Genomic DNA, 19,129 nt, shown 5'->3' with positions numbered 1-19,129 from the left:
GAAGCTCTGATGCCCGCCCCTGTAAACACCTTCAAAAAACGCCTGCAAAATGGCGAACGTCTGATCGGCTGCTGGATGGGGCTGTCGGATCTCTATGCCGCCGAGATTCTGGGCACTGCCGGGTTCGACTGGATCGTGGTGGATGGCGAGCACGCCCCAAACGATATCCGGTCGATGCGCGATCAGCTCATCGCGCTCGAAGCGTCAGACAGCCACCCGGTGGTCCGCCTGCCGATTGGCGAAACCTGGATGATCAAACAGGTGCTCGATATCGGAGCGCAGACCGTTCTGGTACCCGTCGTCGAAAGCAAGGCACAGGCCGAGGAACTGGTTCGTGCCTGCCGCTACCCGCCCGAGGGCACACGCGGTGTGGGTGCGGCGCTGGCCCGCGCCTCTCGCTTTTCCGCCATCCCCGACTACGCGACCACGGCGGATGCGCAGATCTGCCTGCTGGTGCAGGTGGAAAGCCGCGCCGGGATCGCCGCGCTGGACGACATCCTCACGGTGGAGGGCGTGGACGGCGTCTTTATCGGACCTGCCGATCTCTCAGCGGATATGGGTTACACCGGCAATCCAGGCGCGCGCGAGGTGCAGGAGGTTATCCTTGGCGCGCTTGCCCGGATCGCTGCGGCGGGCAAGGCGCCGGGGATCCTGTCGATCAACGATGCCGTGACCGAGATCTATCGCGATGCCGGGGCGCAGTTCCTGGCCGTGGGCATCGACGTGCTGATGCTCGCGCGCACCGCGCGGGAGGCCGCGAAAAAATGGAAACCTTGATGGAGCGCCATCGGAATTGAGCCGCGCGAGGTGCGCAGCACCTCGCGCCGGTCGGATGGGCGCAGCCCATCCGAAACAACCGGCATCCTACCCTTGCGCCTTCATCTGCGACGCGGCCAGCGTGTAACCGCCCGCCGCGCCGTCGATGAAATGTACATGATCGTCGCGCGTGGCCGAGGGCACGATGCATGTCATCATCGCTTCGGACTGGTCCGACAGACCATACCGGATGATTCCGCGTGCCTCGGCCCTGTCCAGCACGTCGACCAAGGCTGCGCGCGTGTCGGCATCGCAATCTATCGTCATCTTCAGCCCATCGTCGAATTTGCGGAAATCGGCGTTCTCGACCACCGTCTTGACGTAATGGCGCGCATCGAAGCCGCCCAGCCGAAACCGTCCGCGCAAAAAGAACAGCGCGATCAGCGCCTCAAAAAGCACCTTGCGCCGGACCGATCGCAGGGGGCCTTCCCGCCTCCGCGCCTTGGCCTCCAGCACGGCGCCCTCGGGCGGCCAATGCGCGCCCGGCCCGGCGACAGGTGCCGGGTGCCCCTCCCGCTCCAACCGCCGGGTGATGCCTGTGATTTGCGCCACAGTCGCGGTGAAACCGGCTGAATCCACCCCCTCCTGCGGCAGCATCACCAGCGACAGAATCGATCCGTTGCGCGCACTCATATGGGCCCAGCGGCAGGCAAGGCCGGTCAGATCGGGCGAGGCGCCTGGTGGCGCAAGCGCCACCGCATATGCCCCCGCCTTCATCCGGGCCTCAGCCCAGCTGAGCCCGCCGCCCGCGAACATCGCATAATCGGCATGGTCCGACGCGGCATAGCGCGCCACGCGTACGGTACGACCCGCCGCCGCGCAGTCATGGGCAGGCACCAGCGCCGCGCGCAATGTGATGCCGAACTCTTCCTCGGCCCAGCGCCGCGTCCGGCCCAGCGCCGCGCGCACCGTCTCTGCCGCACCGGGCCAAACGGCAAACCCGGCCCCATCCCCACCAAAGATGAACGGAAAAGCCTCGCCTTCCAGCGCATTCATCACCGCAGAGATGACGGCAGCCCCCACCATGTTCACGGTTTTGTACTGGCCCGCTTCGATTAGACCGGTGGAATCGACGATATCCGCGGTGCCCACGATCCAGTCATCGGGAAGCTCGGTAAAACCCGAGGGATCGGCCAATGCGTCAAACGCAGTGGTCACAGGCAGATCCGCATAGAACGTGTCAGAGAGGCTTTGCGTATTCATCAGCCGGACCTAGGGCGCATGTCTTTGCATACCATGATCCTTTCCGGTCAGCTCACCCAACTGTGAAGGCCGCGCACGATCCGCCGACATGTCACCTGCACAAGGTCACTCACCTTACGGTGTCTTGTACAGACGGCAATCCCCGGCCGGCGATGTATTCCTGCACCCCGAACGGGGCCGCGTGACACACTCCTCTTTCCCCGCGCGCCACATCGGGGTATCAGGCCCGCGCACATGGCGGAGTCTGTTCTGCCGCATTGGAGACTGAAGATGGGTTACAAAGTCGTCATCGCTGGCGCCACCGGAAATGTGGGCCGCGAAATGCTGAACATCCTGGCCGAGCGCCAGTTCCCCGTGGATGAGCTTGCCGTGCTGGCCTCGCGCCGCAGCTTGGGCACCGAAGTTTCGTTTGGCGACCGGACCCTCAAGACCCAGGATATCGAACAATTCGACTGGACGGGTTGGGATATGGCGCTTTTTGCCATTGGATCCGAGGCCACGAAGATCCACGCCCCCAAGGCCGCCAGGGCCGGATGCGTCGTGATCGATAACTCCTCGCTTTATCGCTACGATCCCGAGGTGCCGCTCATCGTTCCGGAAGTGAACCCGCAGGCGGTGCATGGCTATGCCAAGAAGAACATCATCGCCAACCCCAACTGCTCGACCGCACAGATGGTGGTGGCGCTCAAACCGCTCCATGACCGTTCGGCGATCAAGCGGGTCGTGGTGTCGACATACCAGTCGGTGTCAGGTGCCGGGAAAGAGGGGATCGACGAGCTGTGGGACCAAACCAAATCGATCTACAACCCCACCGATGACAAACCGGCCAGGAAATTCACCAAGCAGATCGCCTTCAACGTGATCCCGCATATCGATGTCTTCATGGAGGATGGATCGACCAAGGAAGAATGGAAGATGGTTGCCGAAACCAAGAAAATCGTGGATCCGTCGATCAAGGTCACCGCGACCTGCGTGCGGGTCCCGGTCTTTGTCGGCCATTCCGAGGCGATCAATATCGAGTTCGAGGAGTTTCTCGACGAGGACGAGGCCCGCGACATCCTGCGCGAAGCGCCGGGCGTGATGGTGATCGACAAACGCGAAGACGGTGGATATGTCACGCCGATCGAGTGCGTGGGCGATTTCGCCACGTTCATCAGCCGCATCCGCCAGGATTCGACAATCGACAATGGCCTCAACCTTTGGTGTGTCAGCGACAACCTTCGCAAGGGGGCCGCGCTGAACGCTGTGCAAATCGCCGAGCTTTTGGGACGTGAAGTGCTGAAAAAGGGCTGATTACCCGCTGGTTTGCCACGGCAGAGGGTGCCTTCGGGCGCCCTTTTGCGTCATGCATGCCGACGTTGTGCGATCCTTGAAGCTTGCCTGACAGGTCAAAACCTGTGAAAATTTAGCAACAGTTTTAATGAACTGGCCTGCACTGTCCTGATTTTGAACACAATCTCGATTTTTATTTGGACCATAACAAAAACCTAAGGCAGGCTTTTTTACGGGTAAGGAGTACGACCATGTCACAGGATGGACGCATGGATATCGTCCCGGCATCAGACGGGATGGACAGCGAAACTGCGTGTTTTTTGCGCGGTGTGATGCTGCCGACGATCAACGCGGCGCGCGATTGGGCCGACCTCAATCGCAGCCTTCAGACCAAGGGCTTTGCAATCGCATTTCGCGACGGGCAACTGGTCTTTAAACGCCTGGAAACCGATGAAGAGATCTGCTCAGGGCGGTTCTTGGGTGCGCCGCTGCGTGATCTGGTGCGTAAGCTGGGCCGCCCCTCGGTCCGGGCGCACATCGATGGGCATACCGGATCGCTGAGGATCTGACGGTCAGACGGGCTTGAACTGGCCTGTGTTGGGGTCAATGTAATCAAGTCCGCCATCGCCGATATCGGTCCAAAGACCGTGAAGCGACAGCGTACCGTCGGTCACCGCATCCGCGACAAAAGGAAAGCTCATCAGGTTGTCGAGCGAGGTGAGCACCGACAGGTGTTCCAGCTCGCGGCTTTGAGCATCCTTGTCCGAAATCTCTGAAACTTCGGCGTATTTCGGTTTCAGGATATCCATCCAGCGGCCGATGAAGCTGGTCTTTTCCTCCAACTCGGGCGCGCGACCTTCACACATGTCGATGCAGCCCTGAACGCCGCCGCAGCCGGAATGCCCCAATACGATCAGATGGGCGACATTGAGGTGGCATACCGCGTATTCCACCGCCGCGCTGGTGCCATGGTGATCCCCGTCGGGTTCATAGGGTGGCACCAGATTGGCGATATTGCGGTGAATAAAGAACTCCCCCTGATCGGCGCCAAAGATTGACGTGACATGCACGCGGCTGTCACAACATGAGATCACCATGGCGCGCGGGCGCTGCCCTTCGGTCGCAAGCCGCCGGTACCACGCCCGGTTTTCGGTATAAGAGGTCGCCTTCCACCCCTGATACCGCTGTAACAGGTAGTGAGGCAACGGTTTGGCAAATTGCATGTCGCAGTCCGTCTTTTCTTGGTGTTGACCTGCGCGATACTCCGATTTGTCACAAAATTCGAGAGATAAGTCAGCCCGGACCTAACCTTTTGCAAACCTCCATACAGCATGGTCACCGATGCCGTGGGGGCATGACTTAGGGGTGAGTAAGGTGGAAGACGTAACGACGCTTGCACAGACGGAAGGGGTTCGTCTGGACCAAGACAGGCTGGGCGCATTGTATCGACAACTGGGCGAAGCCAACGCCGAGGATGTGATCTGCCGCGCGGTAGAGGAACTGGCCGTCAGGCTGGCCCATTGCGAACGGCTGTGGCGCGATGGGGATTGGGACAACCTGCGCAAATGTGTGCGGTCGCTGGTGGCGATTTCCGATCAGGTCGGCATGGCCAAACTCTCCCGCGTGGCCGGAGATGTCAGCGATGCGATCGATACCCAGGACGGGGTTGCCGCAGCGGCGACACTCACCCGGTTGATCCGGGTCGGTGAACGGTCTTTGACGGCGGTTTGGGATTTGCAGGACCTGTCGATCTGAACGCTTGCAGGCGCGCGCAGTCCGGGTCAGGTTATGGGTCGATGTCCCTGATCACAAGGCCCTTCCCGGATGAGTTTGACCTTCGCCCCCGCCGACAGCCCCGCAACCCCGCTTGTCCTGCTGGACAGCGGCGATTTCGACAGCTGGTTCGAGGGTCAGCCAGAACCGGTGCGTCGCTGGATCGAAGGCCAGGGCTTTAAGGCCAAGCTGGGAAGTGCGGTCTCGGTGCCCGACACCGAAGGCGGGATCTCGATCGCCGTCGCCGGGCTTGGCTCTGCCTCAACACGCGCACGCGGTCGATTTGCCCTGGCCGCCAGTGCCGCCAAATTACCCAAGGCAGCCTATCGTATCACCTCCGGGCTGCCCGCTGATCTGGCCGAAACGGAATGCCTCGGCTGGTTGCTGGGGCAGTACCGGTTCGACCGGTACACATCGCAGAGCGGATCGTTCCCATCGCTCGTTGCGCCAACCGGCATTGATGCGACGCGGGTCGAGGCGATGGCTGCGGGCGAAGCGCTGACCCGCGATCTGATTAACACGCCCGCCTCCGACATGACGCCCGATGGGATAGAAGAGGCCGCGCGGACCTTGGCAGACAAGTTCAACGCGACACTTGAGGTCACCACCGGCGACGCGTTGCTGGATGCCAGTTTCCCGATGATCCATGCTGTCGGTCGCGCCTCGGCCATCGCCCCCCGTCTGATAGATCTGCGTTGGGGGGATAGCGGCCCCGATCTGGCGCTGGTCGGCAAAGGGGTCTGTTTCGACACGGGCGGTCTGAACCTCAAACCCGGCGCGTCCATGGCGCTGATGAAAAAGGACATGGGCGGCGCCGCCACAGTTCTGGGTCTTGCCCATATCATCATGGCGCTGAACCTGCCCCTGCGCCTGCGCGTTCTGATCCCGGCGGTGGAAAACGCGGTCGCTGGCAACGCGTTTCGCCCTCAGGACATCCTGACCTCCCGCAAGGGTCTGACGGTCGAGATCAACAATACCGACGCCGAAGGTCGCCTGGTGCTGGCCGACGCGCTAGCGCTGGCGGATGAGGCAAAGCCCGATCTGATTATCTCCATGGCAACTCTGACCGGCGCCGCACGGGTCGCGGTGGGTCCCGACCTTACCCCGTTCTATACGGACAATAACGGTTATGCCCAAACCCTCGCCGAGGCTGGCAACCGCATGGCCGATCCGCTCTGGCGGATGCCGTTCCACGCGCCTTACGAGGCCATGATCGAACCGGGGATCGCCGATCTCGACAATGCGCCCAAGGGGGGATTCGCGGGATCAATCACCGCCGCTCTGTTTTTGCGCCGCTTTGTCACCGATACACCCGACTATGTGCATTTCGACATCTATGGATGGCAACCCAATACCGCCCCGGCCCGACCGAAAGGCGGTCTCGGCCAGGGCGCCCGCGCCGTTCTAGGCGCGCTACCGAACCTTCTGAACCTGTGACTGACCCACGCCTCATCCCGGCCAATGACCATGTGATGGCGGACCACCTGCCTCAGGACGGGTCGGGGCGTCGGCGTGTGACCGGCATTCCGATGGTGATCGGCATGCCGATCGTTGACCTCGCCCGAAGGCCGGATGGCCCGCGCGACCGACAACTCCTTCTGGGAGAAGACGTGACAGTCCTGCAAGCGATCGGGGATACCGCCTTTGTCCAGGCCCGGAAAGACGCCTATGTCGGCTACCTCCCGGTCGGCAGCCTCTCCGAAGCGTCGCGACCAGCCACGCACAGCGTGACCGCCCCTGCAACACACACCTACCCTCACCCTGACATCAAATGCCGCGAAAGCCTCACCCTCAGCTTTGGCGCCCGCCTCACCGTCACCGGCGAAGACAGCGCCTTTTTCGCCACACCCCAAGGGTTTGTTCCAAAGCCGCATCTCACGCCGCTCGAACAGCCGCTCCCGGACCCGGTCGCCGTGGCCGAGCTTTTTCTCGGCACTCCCTATCTCTGGGGAGGTAACAGCCGCGCGGGGATCGACTGTTCCGGATTGATCCAAACCGCATGTCTGGCCTGTGCGATCCCCTGCCCCGGCGACAGCGACCAGCAAGAACAGGCGCTTGGAAAGGCCCTGCCAGGTGACACACGGCCGGAACGCGGCGATCTGCTCTTCTGGAAAGGCCATGTTGCCTGGGTCCTGAACGACACCGAGATCCTGCACGCCAACGCCCATACGATGTCTGTGGCACGCGAAAGCCGCCTTTGCGCCATCGACCGGATCCGGCATGCCGGAGAAGGGCCGATCACGAGCCACAAGCGCCTCTAACCCCTTCTTCTCGCTCCAAATACGAGTGGGGGAGTATGAGGGGGCAACGCCCCCTCATTGAAAAAATACCATGCTAGACGGTGGCGAGGCTATTGGCTGCAATGCCGGAACACGCCAATTGAAGGAGTTTCCAGCATGGTTAAGAAAGCAATACACCTGTCGCGGTTTCTAGCCGCTGTGGAAGATCAGCCTGTCGTGTTTGGTCTCGATGTTCACAAGAAGACATATTCAGGCGCCCTGTTTTCCAAGGACGATGCACTGGTAGAAAGCGATACATGTCCATCAGGAGAAGCCGAACTGGCTCACCAACCGACTGAGTTAAATCGTTTCGGCTTGAACCTGAGTCGCGGGGGATTCCCATGAGGGTTGAGATGCAAGTCATCCTTATTGGGAGGATGAATCATGTCATCACCTTTTCCATCATCGCTCCGGGCACGGTTTCAGACGTACATTGATGAAGGGTTAAGCGGGCGTGCGGCGGCATTGGGTCTGAAAGCTTCGCCGACCACAGGTGCAAGGTGGGCGCGTCAGGTTCGAACCAAGGGCCATGCAGATACGGCCTATGGATTGTCCGACAACCTCATCTGGCCCGCATTGAAACGCCAGATACTTCCCTTTATCCCAGTCTTCGACAAGGGCGAGCGAACATATGGACCCTTCTCACGATCCGATTTCAGTTGGGATGAAGAAAACAATCGCTTCACCTGCCCGGGCTGGAAAGAGATGCGGCACACCTGGCGCACCTATTCTGACCCCGCCCGGAATGCCCAAAGTTGCATAGCCCACAAGTACCGGGCGCTGAAGTCCGATTGCACAGGATGCGCGCCAGCGGACAATCGGACTACTCAACCGACCGGATCAGCTTGCGTTCCAGAATGCGCAGGACAGATTTCAGATCATGCCCGCGTTTCAGGATCTGCCCGTCCATGCCCACAACGGCATAAAGCCCCTGACGGTTACGCAGCTTAGGATGCTTTTCGATCCGGTAGAGCGGATGCTCTGCGGTGCGGCGAAAGACCGAGAACACGGCACAGTCGCGCAAACAGGAGATACCGTAGTCACGCCATTCCCCGGCGGCGACCATACGCCCGTAAAGGCCCAGAATGACGTTAAGCTCGCGCCGGTCGAACGCGACCTGAGGCGACGCCACGCCGGTAGAGGTCTGAAAGGTCATGCCGCAGAGTTGCCGCGATCCGCACCGAAATCAAGGCCAGTCTGCACAAGCCCTGGCGTGCCGCCCCCTGTATGGCCATAGCCAAGGCCAGGTTGCCCAAGAACACTATTGACCACGTGGTCGGTTTTGTGCAGATTTGCAGCACGACAGGGAGGAGAGGGCATGACACCTCAGGACCGCGCCGAAAAGAGCGCCGCTGCGATGTGGGCGGGCGATGCGGCCAGCAAATGGCTGGGCATGACCCTCGACGCGGTTGGGCCGGGTTCGGCAACGCTGTCCTTTCAAGTCCAGGATCACCATCTCAACGGCCATGCGATCTGCCATGGCGGATACATTTTCACCCTCGCCGACAGCGCGTTTGCTTTCGCCTGCAACAGCTATAACCAACTCGCAGTCGCACAGGAAAACCAGATTACCTTCCTGTCCCCAGGCAAGCTGAATGAACGCCTGACGGCTATGGCCACCGAAACCGCGCGCACAGGGCGATCGGGTGTCTATGATGTCACTGTCACCGGCCAGGACGGGCGCAAGGTGGCCGTGTTCCGCGGCCTCTCGCGTGAGGTCAAGGGACAGCATTTCGACGAAGCATCGTGACCTCGAACCGCGATCACAGGAATCTGCCGGGCCATTGCTCTGGCGCAACGGACCCGCAATTGGAGACGACCGCATGAAGGACCTCACCCCCCGCAAAGAAGACCTCAACCCGATTGAAATCGCATCGCGCGATGAGATCGGTGCGCTGCAGCTCAAACGTCTGAAATGGTCCCTGAAACACGCCTATGACAATGTGCCGTTCTACAAAGCCAGCTTTGACGCGGCGGGTGTGCATCCGGACGATCTGACCACACTTTCGGATCTGGCCAAGTTTCCCTTCACCGTCAAACAGGATCTGCGCGACAATTACCCGTTTGGCATGTTCGCGGTTCCACGCGACCAGATCGCGCGTATTCATGCGTCCTCCGGCACCACCGGTCAGCCGACGGTCGTTGGTTATACCCAGACCGATCTGAATGTCTGGGGTGAGGTGGTGGCGCGCAGCCTGCGCGCGTCGGGTCTGCGCCCGGGGGATCTGTTGCACAACGCTTATGGGTACGGGCTCTTTACCGGTGGGTTGGGCATTCATCTGGGCGCCGATTCGCTGGGGCTGACCACGGTTCCGATTTCGGGCGGCATGACCCAGCGCCAGGTCAGGCTGATCGAGGATTTCCAGCCCAAGGGTATCACTGTCACGCCGTCTTATGCGCTCTCGATCCTGGATGAATATGCGGCTCAGGGGCTCGATCCCCGGCAAAGCCCGCTGGAAGTGGGCATCTTCGGTGCCGAACCCTGGACCAACGCCATGCGCCTGGAAATCGAAGAGGCGTTCGACATGCACGCCGTCGATATCTACGGCCTGAGCGAGGTTATGGGCCCAGGTGTTGCCAATGAATGTGTGGAAACCAAGGACGGGCTGCACATCTGGGAAGATCATTTCTATCCCGAGATCATCAACCCCGAAACCGGTGAGCCGGTCGCGGATGGCGAACAGGGGGAGCTGGTCTTCACCTCCCTCTCCAAGGAAGCATTCCCGATCATTCGGTATCGCACCCGGGATCTGACCCGCCTCCTGCCCGGCACCGCCCGGTCGATGCGGCGCATGGAAAAGATCACCGGCCGGTCGGATGACATGATCATTCTGCGCGGCGTGAACGTGTTTCCGACCCAGATCGAGGAACAGTTGATGACCGTCAAGGGCCTTGCCGCGCATTTCCAGATCGAGCTGTCGCGCCCGGGCCGCATGGACAAGATGCGCATCCTCACCGAAGCGGCCGAAGGGTTTTCGGGGAACGATGACCGCGTGCACGCCGCCGCCGAACTGGCCCACAAGATCAAGTCGACTGTGGGGATCTCGGTAAAGGTGGACGTGTCCGATCCCGGCGGTGTCGAGCGCAGCCAGGGCAAGGCCGTACGCATCCTGGACAAGCGCCCCAAAACCTGATGCCACGGGGGATCGCCAAGGATCACGACGCCAAACGCGCCGCTCTGCGCAAAGGGGCTGCGGCCTATTTCGCGGCCCAGGGCTATGACCGCGCCTCGATGACCGGGGCCGCGCGGGAATGCGGGGTCTCCAAGGCGCTGATCTATCATTACTACGACAGCAAAGAGGCGCTGCTCTTCGATATTCTCGATACGCATCTGTCAGATCTGGTGACAGTGGTTGACGCGGCGGCCCCTGACGGGCTGCCCGGTTTGATCCGGGCAATCCTTGAGGCCTATGAGGATGCCGATGCCGAGCACAAACTCCAGTTGGATGCGTTGGCGACCTTGCCGGTGCAACAACAAACGCCGTTGATCGCGTTACAACGCAGGCTGGTCGAGATCATGTCGGATGCCATCGCGCGCGAACGGTCCGACCTGGACCCTGTGCGCCTCAGGGCGGTGACCATGACGGTGTTCGGTATTCTCAACTGGTTTTATATGTGGCATCGGCCCGGCAAGGGGTTAAGCCGCGAGGCCTATGCCGAATTGGCGGCACAGTTCGTCCATGGTGGCATCGCAGCGACCTGAGCAGGATCGCGGGCGCGCGCGTCGGCGACCCGCATCTTGCTTGATCCTGAACCCGCAGCCTTGCGAAAAACGTCAGGCCGCACATTGGCTGACCTCGATCTCACGCAGGAACAGCCTCTCCTGAAACACCGATAGCGCAATATGCCAACAGGTCTGCACCGGCTTCAGCAGTCAGACACTGTGCAACCCCGCGGCGGCTTGCCCTAGGTTGCAGCGCGTCTAAGTCGCGCCCTCCAAGGGGCTGAACAAGATCCCGTCCTCGATTATGAGCGCCTTCACCGGTCCGGCTTCCAGGCCAGAAATGACACGGATTGGGCGGCGCAGTCCGATTGCAGCAGACCCGGAGCCGTTCTAGCCACGCCCGATATAGGGCATCTTGGTTGCCATGACGGTCATGAACTGCACATTCGCGCCGAGCGGGAGCTGCGCCATATGCAGAACCGAGGCGGCCGCATCCGCCACATCCATGGTCGGCTGCACCTCGGCCTGTGGGTCTTGCGCACGCGCGTTGTCGTTCAGCGCCTGCACCATGGGCGTCAGCGCATTTCCGATATCTATCTGGCCACACGCGATATCAAAGGGCCGCCCGTCCAGTGACAGGGTCCGCGTCAGCCCCGTCACCCCATGTTTCGTTGCCGTATACGTCACTGATCCAGGCCGCGGCACATGGGCCGAGATCGAGCCGTTATTGATGATCCGACCCCCCTGAGGGCTCTGCTGCCGCATGACCCGAAACGCGGCGCGTGCGGCCAGGAACATCCCGGTCAGGTTTACGTTGACCGCCCGGGTCCAATCCTCCAGCGGGATCTCATCGATAGATCCTGCGGGGGTGAAGATCCCCGCATTGTTAAAGAGCACGTCGAGATGTCCCGCCTCGCCTGCGAACCGTTCAACGGCCGCTTCAATAGCCTCTGGCTCAGTCACATCTGCAATCAGCGGGATGGCGTGATCATACGCCTCCGCAATCTCGCGCAGCGGGCCGGGGCTGCGTGCCAGAACACCCACGCACCAGCCGCTTTGCAGAAAAAGCTCTGCCGTGGCGCGGCCAATGCCAGAACTGGCGCCGGTGATCAGGATGGATTTCACGATAGTTCCTCCTCCAACGCCAGAGGGGCCATGGCAGCGCTGCGCAGATCGTCGACCCGCAGCTTATAGGTCGGCTTCGCCAACCGGTTGCGCACCACCCAGATCAGCCGTTCCTGCGCACGCGTGATGGCCACATAGGCCAGACGTTTCCACAAGGGCTGCCCCGCCTCGGTCCGGCCCATGCGCGCGGCGACAAAGATATCCGGGGCGAACACCTGTACCGTGTCCCACTGACTGCCCTGCGCCTTGTGGATCGTCACCGCGGCCCCGTGTAGAAAGGTGGCCCCCATACGCGCGGCAAAGGGGATGAACGGCTCTTCCTCATGGGGTTTTTCGATCTTCACGATCGAGGCGGCACTGACCTGGGGATCCTCGGCCCCGATCACATGCAACCGCGAAAACCCCGGTTTGCGACCCGGACCCAGATAAACGACCTGCGCGCCCTTAATCAGACCGCGCGCCTCCAGATCCAGTCTTTTCTTGCGGTGCTTGAGCGGCAGTTCGATGCCATCGCAGATCAGCGGCTCTCCCTCCACCAGTTCGGTTTCCGGCGCGCCGTGCACCGAACGAAACGCGTTGATCAGACGCACACGCGTGGCGTTGCGCCAGACCAGAACCGGAGAGCGTGCCATCAGATCAACCTCGACCCGCTGACCCCAGACAACACGTTCATCCGCGCGGGCCTTCTCTTCGACCATGCGCTCGAAATCCTGGAAATCGAGCTGCGGATCGGCCAACGCATGCGCCAGATCGAGGATCGGATTATCCTGCGTTTGGCGATGAATACGGCTCAGCGTCAGCTTGCGGGCGTCATCCAGCCTGTCGAACACCATGGCGCCGGATTGGTTCACCGGGGCAAGCTGCGCGGGATCACCAAAGAGCAGCAGGTTGGGAAAGATGTCCTGAAGATCCTCAAACTGCTTGGCATCCAGCATCGATGCTTCATCGACCAGCCCGATATCGAGCGGTTCCTCCCGCCGTTTCCAGCCGGTGATGAAATCCGACCCGCGCAAGCCCGCCGCCGCCAGCGCGCCGGGGATGGATTTGTTCGTCTCATAGAACGAAAAGGCACGGTCGAGCGCCAGATCGGTCAAGCCCTCAACCTCAGGCCGCTCGCCCTGGCCGGCCAGCCATTCTGCGATCCGTTCGTATTCCGGATCGTAGACGGGCGTATAGAGGATGCGGTGGATGGTCGTCGCAGGTACCCCCCTCAGCCGCAGGACACTGGCGGCCTTGTTGGTCGGGGCCAGAATGGCGAGCGTCCGGCGGTCTTTGCGCCGACGCCCTTCGTAGTCGCCCGAAATGACATCGACACCCGCTTCTGAAAGCGCCTTGTAAAGGGCCGCCAGAAGGAGCGTCTTTCCCGAACCGGCCTTACCCACAACCGCCATCACACCCGATCCTGAATCGCGCGGCGCGCTGAGCAGGCTGTCTTCCAGGTCAACGCCAGCGCCGCGCAGCATCTCGGCCACGCTGTCATAGGCCTGAGCCTGATCTTCGGAAAAGGTGAGTGCGGTTTCGGACATGAGCGCGACCCTACAGCCGCGTCGGCAAAGGTGCCAGAGTTCAGGCGCTGCGTTTGTGCCAGATGGCGGGGCCCGTGCCGAAAGCGCGTTGAAACCACAACCGGGAGAGATCCGGCGAGATGCCTGCGCGTGCCGCGACACGGGCCTGCGCTTCGGCGGTGAAGTCCCAAAGACCGATGCTGATCCGATCTCGCCCATCGCCTTCGGAGCCGAGTATCTCGGGCCAGGATCCAATCGCCCGATAGATCCGTTCCATCCTGCGATCGAAAACACCTGTGAAATGACGAATGCCGAAGCCGCGCATGATTTCTCCACCGCCCAGCATCAGGGCGGCGGCCACATGCGGGCCCGCATCCCGCGCGAGGCAAAACCGGGTACATTCCCAGATCAGCGGGCTCTGAATGGGCGCGCCGCCTGTCAGATGACCGAAAACTTCGTTCACCATAACCGACCCTGTGGTCGGCAGGAACCGCATGGAACCGCCATGTCGGCCATCGGGACGTTCCCAAATCACGTATAGCGGATCGAGCGCATCATATTGATCGCGCTCCTCGCCATTGGCATCCACATGCACCTCCCACCCCAATCGGGCGGCGAACTGATCGGCGCGATCTGTGAACATGCCTGTGGCAAGTGTTGGATAGAGGTGAAGATCGTGTCCGTAAAGATAACGCAGCATGGTCGCCCCTGGGTCCTGAAATGAGGACAAACGGCTATCGCGGACGTGGTTAATCCTTTGCCATGCCTGGGAACGGTCGGGCCAATAGTTGGTTAACGAAACTGTGGAGCAGTGGTTTCAGACCCGAAAGAGGGACGCGAAACGCCACGCTTTTCTGGCGCTTCGCCGAGCAATGGGGTGGCAAGACTTTGTCTCAAAATCTGCGCATTTTCTGTGTCAGAAAATGGCGCGGTCAGACAACGATCAGACCCCGGCTCATGGCGCGCGCCACTGCATGTGTGGTATTGAGCGCACCCAGCTTGAACCGCGCACTCTCGATATAGACCCGCAGGGTATGTTCGGATATCGACAGCGAGTTGGCGACCTGAGCGCGATTATACCCCAGAGCGATGAGGGTCATTGCATCCACTTCCCGCGGTGAAAGCGATTGCGCCGGTTCGGGCTGACGCACCGGCTCGAACTCCAGCGCCTTGCGGTTAAAGTAGTGTCCGATCAGAATCAGATCGCGGCCATGGGTTTCGATGAACTGGTTCCAATACGCGTCGTCGCAATCGTGATTGCTGGTAAACAGCGCAAATTGGCCATTGGGCCCCCGGATGGGAACGGAGTATCCCTGATTGCCCACGCCATACGCGATCGCTTCGCTGAGAAACGCACGCGCAGCCTTGCTGGACCAATCCAGCCGTTTCCAATCTACCGGATGAAACCGCTGATAACAGCCCTGAATGACTGGATCTATTCGAAGGTAGTTCTGTTCCAGATAGCGCTGGCGCCATGCATCGGAATAGGTCCCACACCCGTATTGATCGCCCGCAGAGTCAACCCAGTGATAGACGATGTGGTGGATCTGATACAGGTCGCGCAGCGCGACAGTCGCGCTCTGAAGACCCTCAAGCTTGGTTGTGCTGTCCAAGTCCTCCAATATGTTTTCCAGCCGTGCCCGTTTCACCATAGCCCTGCAACGGAACCTTCTCTTCTTGCAACGCCATCTCCCTCGCCGCGATCAACTTGGCATCGTCCAGATGCTCGGCCAATACGGACAAACCATTTGCACGTGCAAAAGATTTGAGGTCTTCGAGAACGTCCATTATCCACGTATGCTTCATTCTTAAGATCTCTCCGAAGTAATTAATGAATAGTTAATTCAACTATAGCATGACTGTTTTTCGTCGGAAATTCGCTGGTTTCCCCTCCCCAAAAATGGTGAGGGCAGGATTTCTAACCCTCTGGATTCGCAAAGCTGGTTCCAAAAACGAGAATGGCCCGCGAATCACAAGGGGGATTCGCGGGCCATTAGCACCGTCTGCATCAGCAAGACTCAGTCGGGATTAGCCATCCAAGACGTCTTCCAAGGTGCGCAAACCGGTCTTGGGCGACTGCACCAGCACTGCCATGTTCCCTGGCTTGTGCTCATTGCGCAGCATTTTCATATGCGCCTGGGGCAGATCAGCCCAGGTAAAGACCTCTGACATGCACGGATCAAGGCGCCGCTCCAGCATCAGTTGGTTGGCCGCGCTGGCTTGTTTGAGATGGGCAAAATGGCTGCCTTGCAAACGCTTCTGATGCATCCACATGTAGCGGACGTCAAAGGTGCAGTTGAAGCCGGTCGTGCCTGCACAGATCACCACCATACCGCCTTTCTTGCACACGAAGGTCGAGACCGGGAATGTCGCCTCGCCCGGATGCTCGAACACCATATCGACATTCACACCCTTGCCAGTGATATCCCAGATTGCCTTGCCGAATTTCCGGGTCTCTTTGAACCATTCGGCATATTCGGGCGTGTTCACTGTGGGCATCTGGCCCCAGCACTTGAAATCCTTGCGATTGAGGACGCCTTTTGCACCCAGACCCATCACGAAATCGCGCTTGCTCTCGTCCGAGATCACACCGATCGCATTGGCGCCTGCGGTATTGATCAACTGGATCGCGTACGACCCCAGCCCGCCGGATGCGCCCCAGACCAGCACATTCTGCCCAGGCTTGAGATCATGCGGCGCATGACCAAAGAGCATCCGATAGGCGGTCGCCAAGGTCAGTGTGTAGCACGCGCTTTCTTCCCAGGTCAGATGCTTGGGCCGCGGCATCAGCTGCTGGCTCTGGACACGGGTAAACTGAGCGAATGAGCCGTCGGCTGTCTCATAGCCCCAGATCCGCTGGCTGGGCGAATACATCGGATCGCCGCCATTGCATTCCTCGTCGTCGCCATCGTCCTGGTTGCAGTGCACCACAACCTCATCTCCGACTTTCCAGCGTTTGACCTTGGCCCCCACGGCCCAGACGATGCCTGCGGCATCCGAACCCACAATCGCATAGGGCGCACGGTGACCGTCAAACACCGACACCGGCTGACCCAGACAGGCCCAAACGCCGTTATAGTTCACACCTGCCGCCATAACGAGGATCAGAACATCGGTATCGCCAATTTCTGGCACATCGACGACTTCGAGCTGCATCGCCTTGTCCGGGTCGCCATGGCGTTCCCGACGCAGAACCCAGGCATGCATCTTCTCTGGCACATATCCCATGGGAGGCATCTCTCCCATGTCGTACAGATCCTTTTCCGGAGCCTCATAATCCGCGCTGCCGCCATTCTGATCCAGGGCCATGGGTCCCTCCTTGATATCAAGACCGTGCCGCGACGCAGAATCGCGGCGTTCATTCGATGGAATATGGCTGCAAACGCAACATTGCAACCGTCAAAGCGGCGTTTTTGTAATTTTATGACTTTGCGAGTGCAGAAATTTCTTTCGCGGGTGCAGAATCTTTAGGATTGTTGCGCGGCAACAGATGCCGGATGGAGTTGGCATAGAACCGACACAGCTCTTCTTCCTCTGGGTTCAAGGAATAGCTGTCTCCAGTCAGGATCAGGATGCCGCGTTCGGTGAGTTGGCGCAGACCCACCTCGGCCGCATAGTCACGGTTGTTCCGGGGCAAGTGGATATGCGCGTGCGGCACCTCCTCAATCAGCGTGCTAAGGGCCAGCTCAACCTCCGCGCGGGTGCGCGCGGCACCATCCTGGCAGATCCAGGCGACCATCGGTACCGGCAAGACCGGAACGACCTCGCCGATCCGCTTCATCAGCTCCCGCCCCAAGGGCACCGTCACATCCCCTGTGCGCTGGGTCGAAAAGTCCCGCAAAGACAAAGGCAGGCCAAAACTGACGGCGGCATAGCCGAATTTGTGATACCGTCCGGTGGCCCGCAGCCAAAGCTGCTTGAGCGTCTTGGCCGCGATCATACTGATCGACGCCTCAAAGCGGCGATGCGGGCGATGCACCGCACCCAGAAGAATGCGGTCCTCCAGCACGCGGTCATAGTTCAACGCGACCGGAACAAACACAACGTCGCGGGTCCCCTCCCCCATTCCGTCGGCAATGTATTTCAAGAGGCCCAGTTTGGGCGGCATCAGCTTGCCTGTCAGGCTGAGCCCGCCTTCGGGGAACATGGCCTGCGTGACACCCGCCTCGGTGGCCAGATGCACATAGCGCGCCAAGACGCGGCGGTAGAGATCGTTTCGCGATTTACGCCTGATGAAATACGCCCCCATGGCCCGGATCAGACGGCTGAGCGGCCACACCCGCGCCCATTCGCCCACCGCATAAGAGAGCGCGGACCGCTGCGCCGCCAGATAGGTCACCAGCACATAATCCATGTTGCTGCGGTGATTCATCACAAAGACCACCGTCGCCTCGGCGTCGATCGCTTTGAGCGCCTCTTCATCGTGATGGCCCAGCCGCACTCGATAAAACGCATTCGACAGGAAGCGCGCCGCGCGAATGGCAAATCCAAAATAGGCAGACGCGGAAAACGATGGCACAATCTCGCGCGCATAGCGCCGCGCCTCTTCAAAGGCCACGTTTTCGGGGGTCCCACTGGCGGCGGCGTGTTCGACAATTGCCTGGCTGACTTCGGGATCGTAGATCAGGCGCTGTATCATATCGTAGCGGCGCGCAAGCTTGAACGGCTGGATCGGTCGCTCAAGCCGTTCGTTCAGCCGCGCGACCACACGCTCCAGCCTGCGCCGAAAAAACCACCGAACCGACGGGAACAGAAAATGCGAGGCAAAGGTGACCACTGCAAAGAGCAGGATCAGCACAAAAAGCCACAACGGGAGTTCCACGGTCGACGTCATCAACCGACACTTGCAGCAAAGCGGCGCAAGAACAATATATGAGAATGCGTAAATGAGATGAGTGGGATGGGACAGATCAGCGTAACGCCTGGGTTTTCAGATGCCGAACGACCTCAGGCAGCGCATCTTTATTGGCAGGCTTTCGGAGAGAAACTGGCCAGGACCCTTGGCCCCACACCCCGAGGCGAGGCATTCTTTGCCAAGGTGATGAACCCGGATTTCGCTTTGGTCGCACGGGACGCAGACGGTCGGATGCTGGGTCTTGCGGGCTTTAAGACCGGCGAAGGCAGCTTGGCAGATGGTGGTCTGCGCGACCTCCTATCGACCTATGGCGTGCTCGGCGGGCTCCTGCGTGCGGCACTGCTGGCACCGCTTGAGCGTAAGGTAGAGCAGGGCACGCTCTTAATGGACGGCATCTGCGTCGGGTCTGAGGCGCGCGGGCGCGGTGTCGGCACCCTCCTTTTGGATGCCATCAAGGGCGAGGCCGCCAAGCGGGAGTTATCCCGCGTGCGGTTGGATGTGATCGACACCAATCCGCGCGCCCGCTCCCTTTATGAACGGCAGGGCTTTGTCGCAACGGGACAAGAACAGACCGGTCCATTGCGGCATGTTTTCGGCTTTACGGAAAGCACCACAATGGTCTTTCCTCTACCGTGAT

General features: G+C 60.5%; 21 protein-coding genes. 11 read left to right on the top strand and 10 right to left on the bottom strand.

Translation table 11 applies throughout. The annotated features are described in order from the left end of the window. Positions 1 to 9 precede the first annotated feature (9 nt). Positions 10 to 777 carry an HpcH/HpaI aldolase/citrate lyase family protein gene (locus tag HEP69_RS11720; protein WP_290558717.1) on the top strand — a complete coding sequence of 256 codons (768 nt, stop codon included), beginning with the start codon at positions 10 to 12 and terminating at the stop codon, positions 775 to 777. Between the two features lie 87 nt (positions 778 to 864). On the opposite strand, the gene HEP69_RS11715 is transcribed toward HEP69_RS11720, so the two are convergent. Beyond that, positions 865 to 2,019, bottom strand: coding sequence for a DUF3095 domain-containing protein (locus tag HEP69_RS11715; RefSeq protein ID WP_290558716.1), 1,155 nt, complete (start codon positions 2,017 to 2,019; stop codon positions 865 to 867). Positions 2,020 to 2,289: 270 nt separating this feature from the next. Between HEP69_RS11715 and HEP69_RS11710 the strand changes: the two genes are divergently transcribed. After that, positions 2,290 to 3,312 carry an aspartate-semialdehyde dehydrogenase gene (locus tag HEP69_RS11710; protein WP_290558715.1) on the top strand — a complete coding sequence of 341 codons (1,023 nt, stop codon included), beginning with the start codon at positions 2,290 to 2,292 and terminating at the stop codon, positions 3,310 to 3,312. 230 nt (positions 3,313 to 3,542) lie between these two features. Then, positions 3,543 to 3,860, top strand: coding sequence for a hypothetical protein (locus HEP69_RS11705; protein ID WP_290558714.1), 318 nt, complete (start codon positions 3,543 to 3,545; stop codon positions 3,858 to 3,860). A gap of 3 nt (positions 3,861 to 3,863) precedes the next feature. Here HEP69_RS11705 and HEP69_RS11700 read toward each other — a convergent pair whose 3' ends face one another. Further along, the gene (locus HEP69_RS11700) at positions 3,864 to 4,514 is read right to left on the bottom strand and encodes a carbonic anhydrase (protein ID WP_290558713.1); all 651 of its coding nucleotides are present in this window, start codon (positions 4,512 to 4,514) and stop codon (positions 3,864 to 3,866) included. Between the two features lie 142 nt (positions 4,515 to 4,656). On the opposite strand from HEP69_RS11700, the gene HEP69_RS11695 reads away from it, so the two are divergent. The 4 genes from HEP69_RS11695 (at position 4,657) to HEP69_RS11680 (ending at position 7,688) form a co-directional block, all read left to right on the top strand. Next, entirely contained in the window at positions 4,657 to 5,046 is a 390-nt protein-coding gene (locus HEP69_RS11695; RefSeq protein WP_290558712.1) for a hypothetical protein, read from the top strand. Positions 5,047 to 5,115: 69 nt separating this feature from the next. Continuing rightward, positions 5,116 to 6,501: a leucyl aminopeptidase family protein gene (locus HEP69_RS11690; protein ID WP_290558711.1), complete on the top strand. Its 1,386-nt coding sequence runs from the start codon at positions 5,116 to 5,118 to the stop codon at positions 6,499 to 6,501. Between the two features lie 35 nt (positions 6,502 to 6,536). Beyond that, complete coding sequence (locus HEP69_RS11685; RefSeq protein ID WP_290558710.1) at positions 6,537 to 7,325, top strand: NlpC/P60 family protein; 789 nt, start codon at positions 6,537 to 6,539, stop codon at positions 7,323 to 7,325. Positions 7,326 to 7,460: 135 nt separating this feature from the next. After that, a complete protein-coding gene (locus HEP69_RS11680; RefSeq protein ID WP_290558709.1) occupies positions 7,461 to 7,688 on the top strand; it encodes a hypothetical protein in 228 nt (75 codons plus the stop codon). Between the two features lie 478 nt (positions 7,689 to 8,166). Here HEP69_RS11680 and HEP69_RS11675 read toward each other — a convergent pair whose 3' ends face one another. Further along, positions 8,167 to 8,499, bottom strand: coding sequence for a DUF2794 domain-containing protein (locus HEP69_RS11675; protein ID WP_290558708.1), 333 nt, complete (start codon positions 8,497 to 8,499; stop codon positions 8,167 to 8,169). 162 nt (positions 8,500 to 8,661) lie between these two features. Between HEP69_RS11675 and paaI the strand changes: the two genes are divergently transcribed. From paaI to HEP69_RS11660, 3 genes are all read left to right on the top strand, one after another. Next, positions 8,662 to 9,093: a hydroxyphenylacetyl-CoA thioesterase PaaI gene (gene paaI, locus HEP69_RS11670; protein WP_290558707.1), complete on the top strand. Its 432-nt coding sequence runs from the start codon at positions 8,662 to 8,664 to the stop codon at positions 9,091 to 9,093. A gap of 73 nt (positions 9,094 to 9,166) precedes the next feature. After that, positions 9,167 to 10,477 (top strand): phenylacetate--CoA ligase PaaK, encoded by a 1,311-nt coding sequence (gene paaK / locus HEP69_RS11665; RefSeq protein WP_290558706.1) that lies wholly within the window; start codon positions 9,167 to 9,169, stop codon positions 10,475 to 10,477. Further along, positions 10,477 to 11,046, top strand: coding sequence for a TetR/AcrR family transcriptional regulator (locus HEP69_RS11660; protein WP_290558705.1), 570 nt, complete (start codon positions 10,477 to 10,479; stop codon positions 11,044 to 11,046). The genes paaK and HEP69_RS11660 overlap by 1 nt, the downstream gene beginning before the upstream one ends. 351 nt (positions 11,047 to 11,397) lie before the next feature. Here HEP69_RS11660 and HEP69_RS11655 read toward each other — a convergent pair whose 3' ends face one another. The 7 genes from HEP69_RS11655 to HEP69_RS11625 form a co-directional block, all read right to left on the bottom strand. Continuing rightward, positions 11,398 to 12,135 (bottom strand): SDR family oxidoreductase, encoded by a 738-nt coding sequence (locus HEP69_RS11655; RefSeq protein WP_290558783.1) that lies wholly within the window; start codon positions 12,133 to 12,135, stop codon positions 11,398 to 11,400. Then, positions 12,129 to 13,658: an AAA family ATPase gene (locus HEP69_RS11650; protein ID WP_290558704.1), complete on the bottom strand. Its 1,530-nt coding sequence runs from the start codon at positions 13,656 to 13,658 to the stop codon at positions 12,129 to 12,131. The genes HEP69_RS11655 and HEP69_RS11650 overlap by 7 nt, the downstream gene beginning before the upstream one ends. A gap of 40 nt (positions 13,659 to 13,698) precedes the next feature. Next, a complete protein-coding gene (locus HEP69_RS11645; protein ID WP_290558703.1) occupies positions 13,699 to 14,337 on the bottom strand; it encodes an acyl-homoserine-lactone synthase in 639 nt (212 codons plus the stop codon). 232 nt (positions 14,338 to 14,569) lie between these two features. Further along, positions 14,570 to 15,289 (bottom strand): autoinducer binding domain-containing protein, encoded by a 720-nt coding sequence (locus HEP69_RS11640; RefSeq protein ID WP_290558702.1) that lies wholly within the window; start codon positions 15,287 to 15,289, stop codon positions 14,570 to 14,572. Then, positions 15,228 to 15,443: a hypothetical protein gene (locus HEP69_RS11635; RefSeq protein ID WP_290558701.1), complete on the bottom strand. Its 216-nt coding sequence runs from the start codon at positions 15,441 to 15,443 to the stop codon at positions 15,228 to 15,230. Before HEP69_RS11635 ends, HEP69_RS11640 begins: the two co-directional genes overlap by 62 nt. A gap of 222 nt (positions 15,444 to 15,665) precedes the next feature. Next, positions 15,666 to 16,946 (bottom strand): crotonyl-CoA carboxylase/reductase, encoded by a 1,281-nt coding sequence (gene ccrA, locus HEP69_RS11630; protein ID WP_290558700.1) that lies wholly within the window; start codon positions 16,944 to 16,946, stop codon positions 15,666 to 15,668. Positions 16,947 to 17,058: 112 nt separating this feature from the next. After that, positions 17,059 to 18,471: a 1-acyl-sn-glycerol-3-phosphate acyltransferase gene (locus HEP69_RS11625; protein ID WP_290558699.1), complete on the bottom strand. Its 1,413-nt coding sequence runs from the start codon at positions 18,469 to 18,471 to the stop codon at positions 17,059 to 17,061. 66 nt (positions 18,472 to 18,537) lie between these two features. Between HEP69_RS11625 and HEP69_RS11620 the strand changes: the two genes are divergently transcribed. Then, on the top strand, positions 18,538 to 19,128 hold the full coding sequence (locus tag HEP69_RS11620; RefSeq protein ID WP_290558698.1) for a GNAT family N-acetyltransferase: 591 nt from the start codon (positions 18,538 to 18,540) through the stop codon (positions 19,126 to 19,128). The last annotated feature ends 1 nt before the right edge of the window (position 19,129 follow it).

This window comes from Aestuariivita sp. (assembly GCF_021404545.1).
Classification (GTDB): Bacteria; Pseudomonadota; Alphaproteobacteria; order Rhodobacterales; family Rhodobacteraceae; genus Aestuariivita.
The sequence above is the reverse complement of the archived record's forward strand: the minus strand, read 5'-3'. Positions and strand labels throughout refer to the sequence as shown.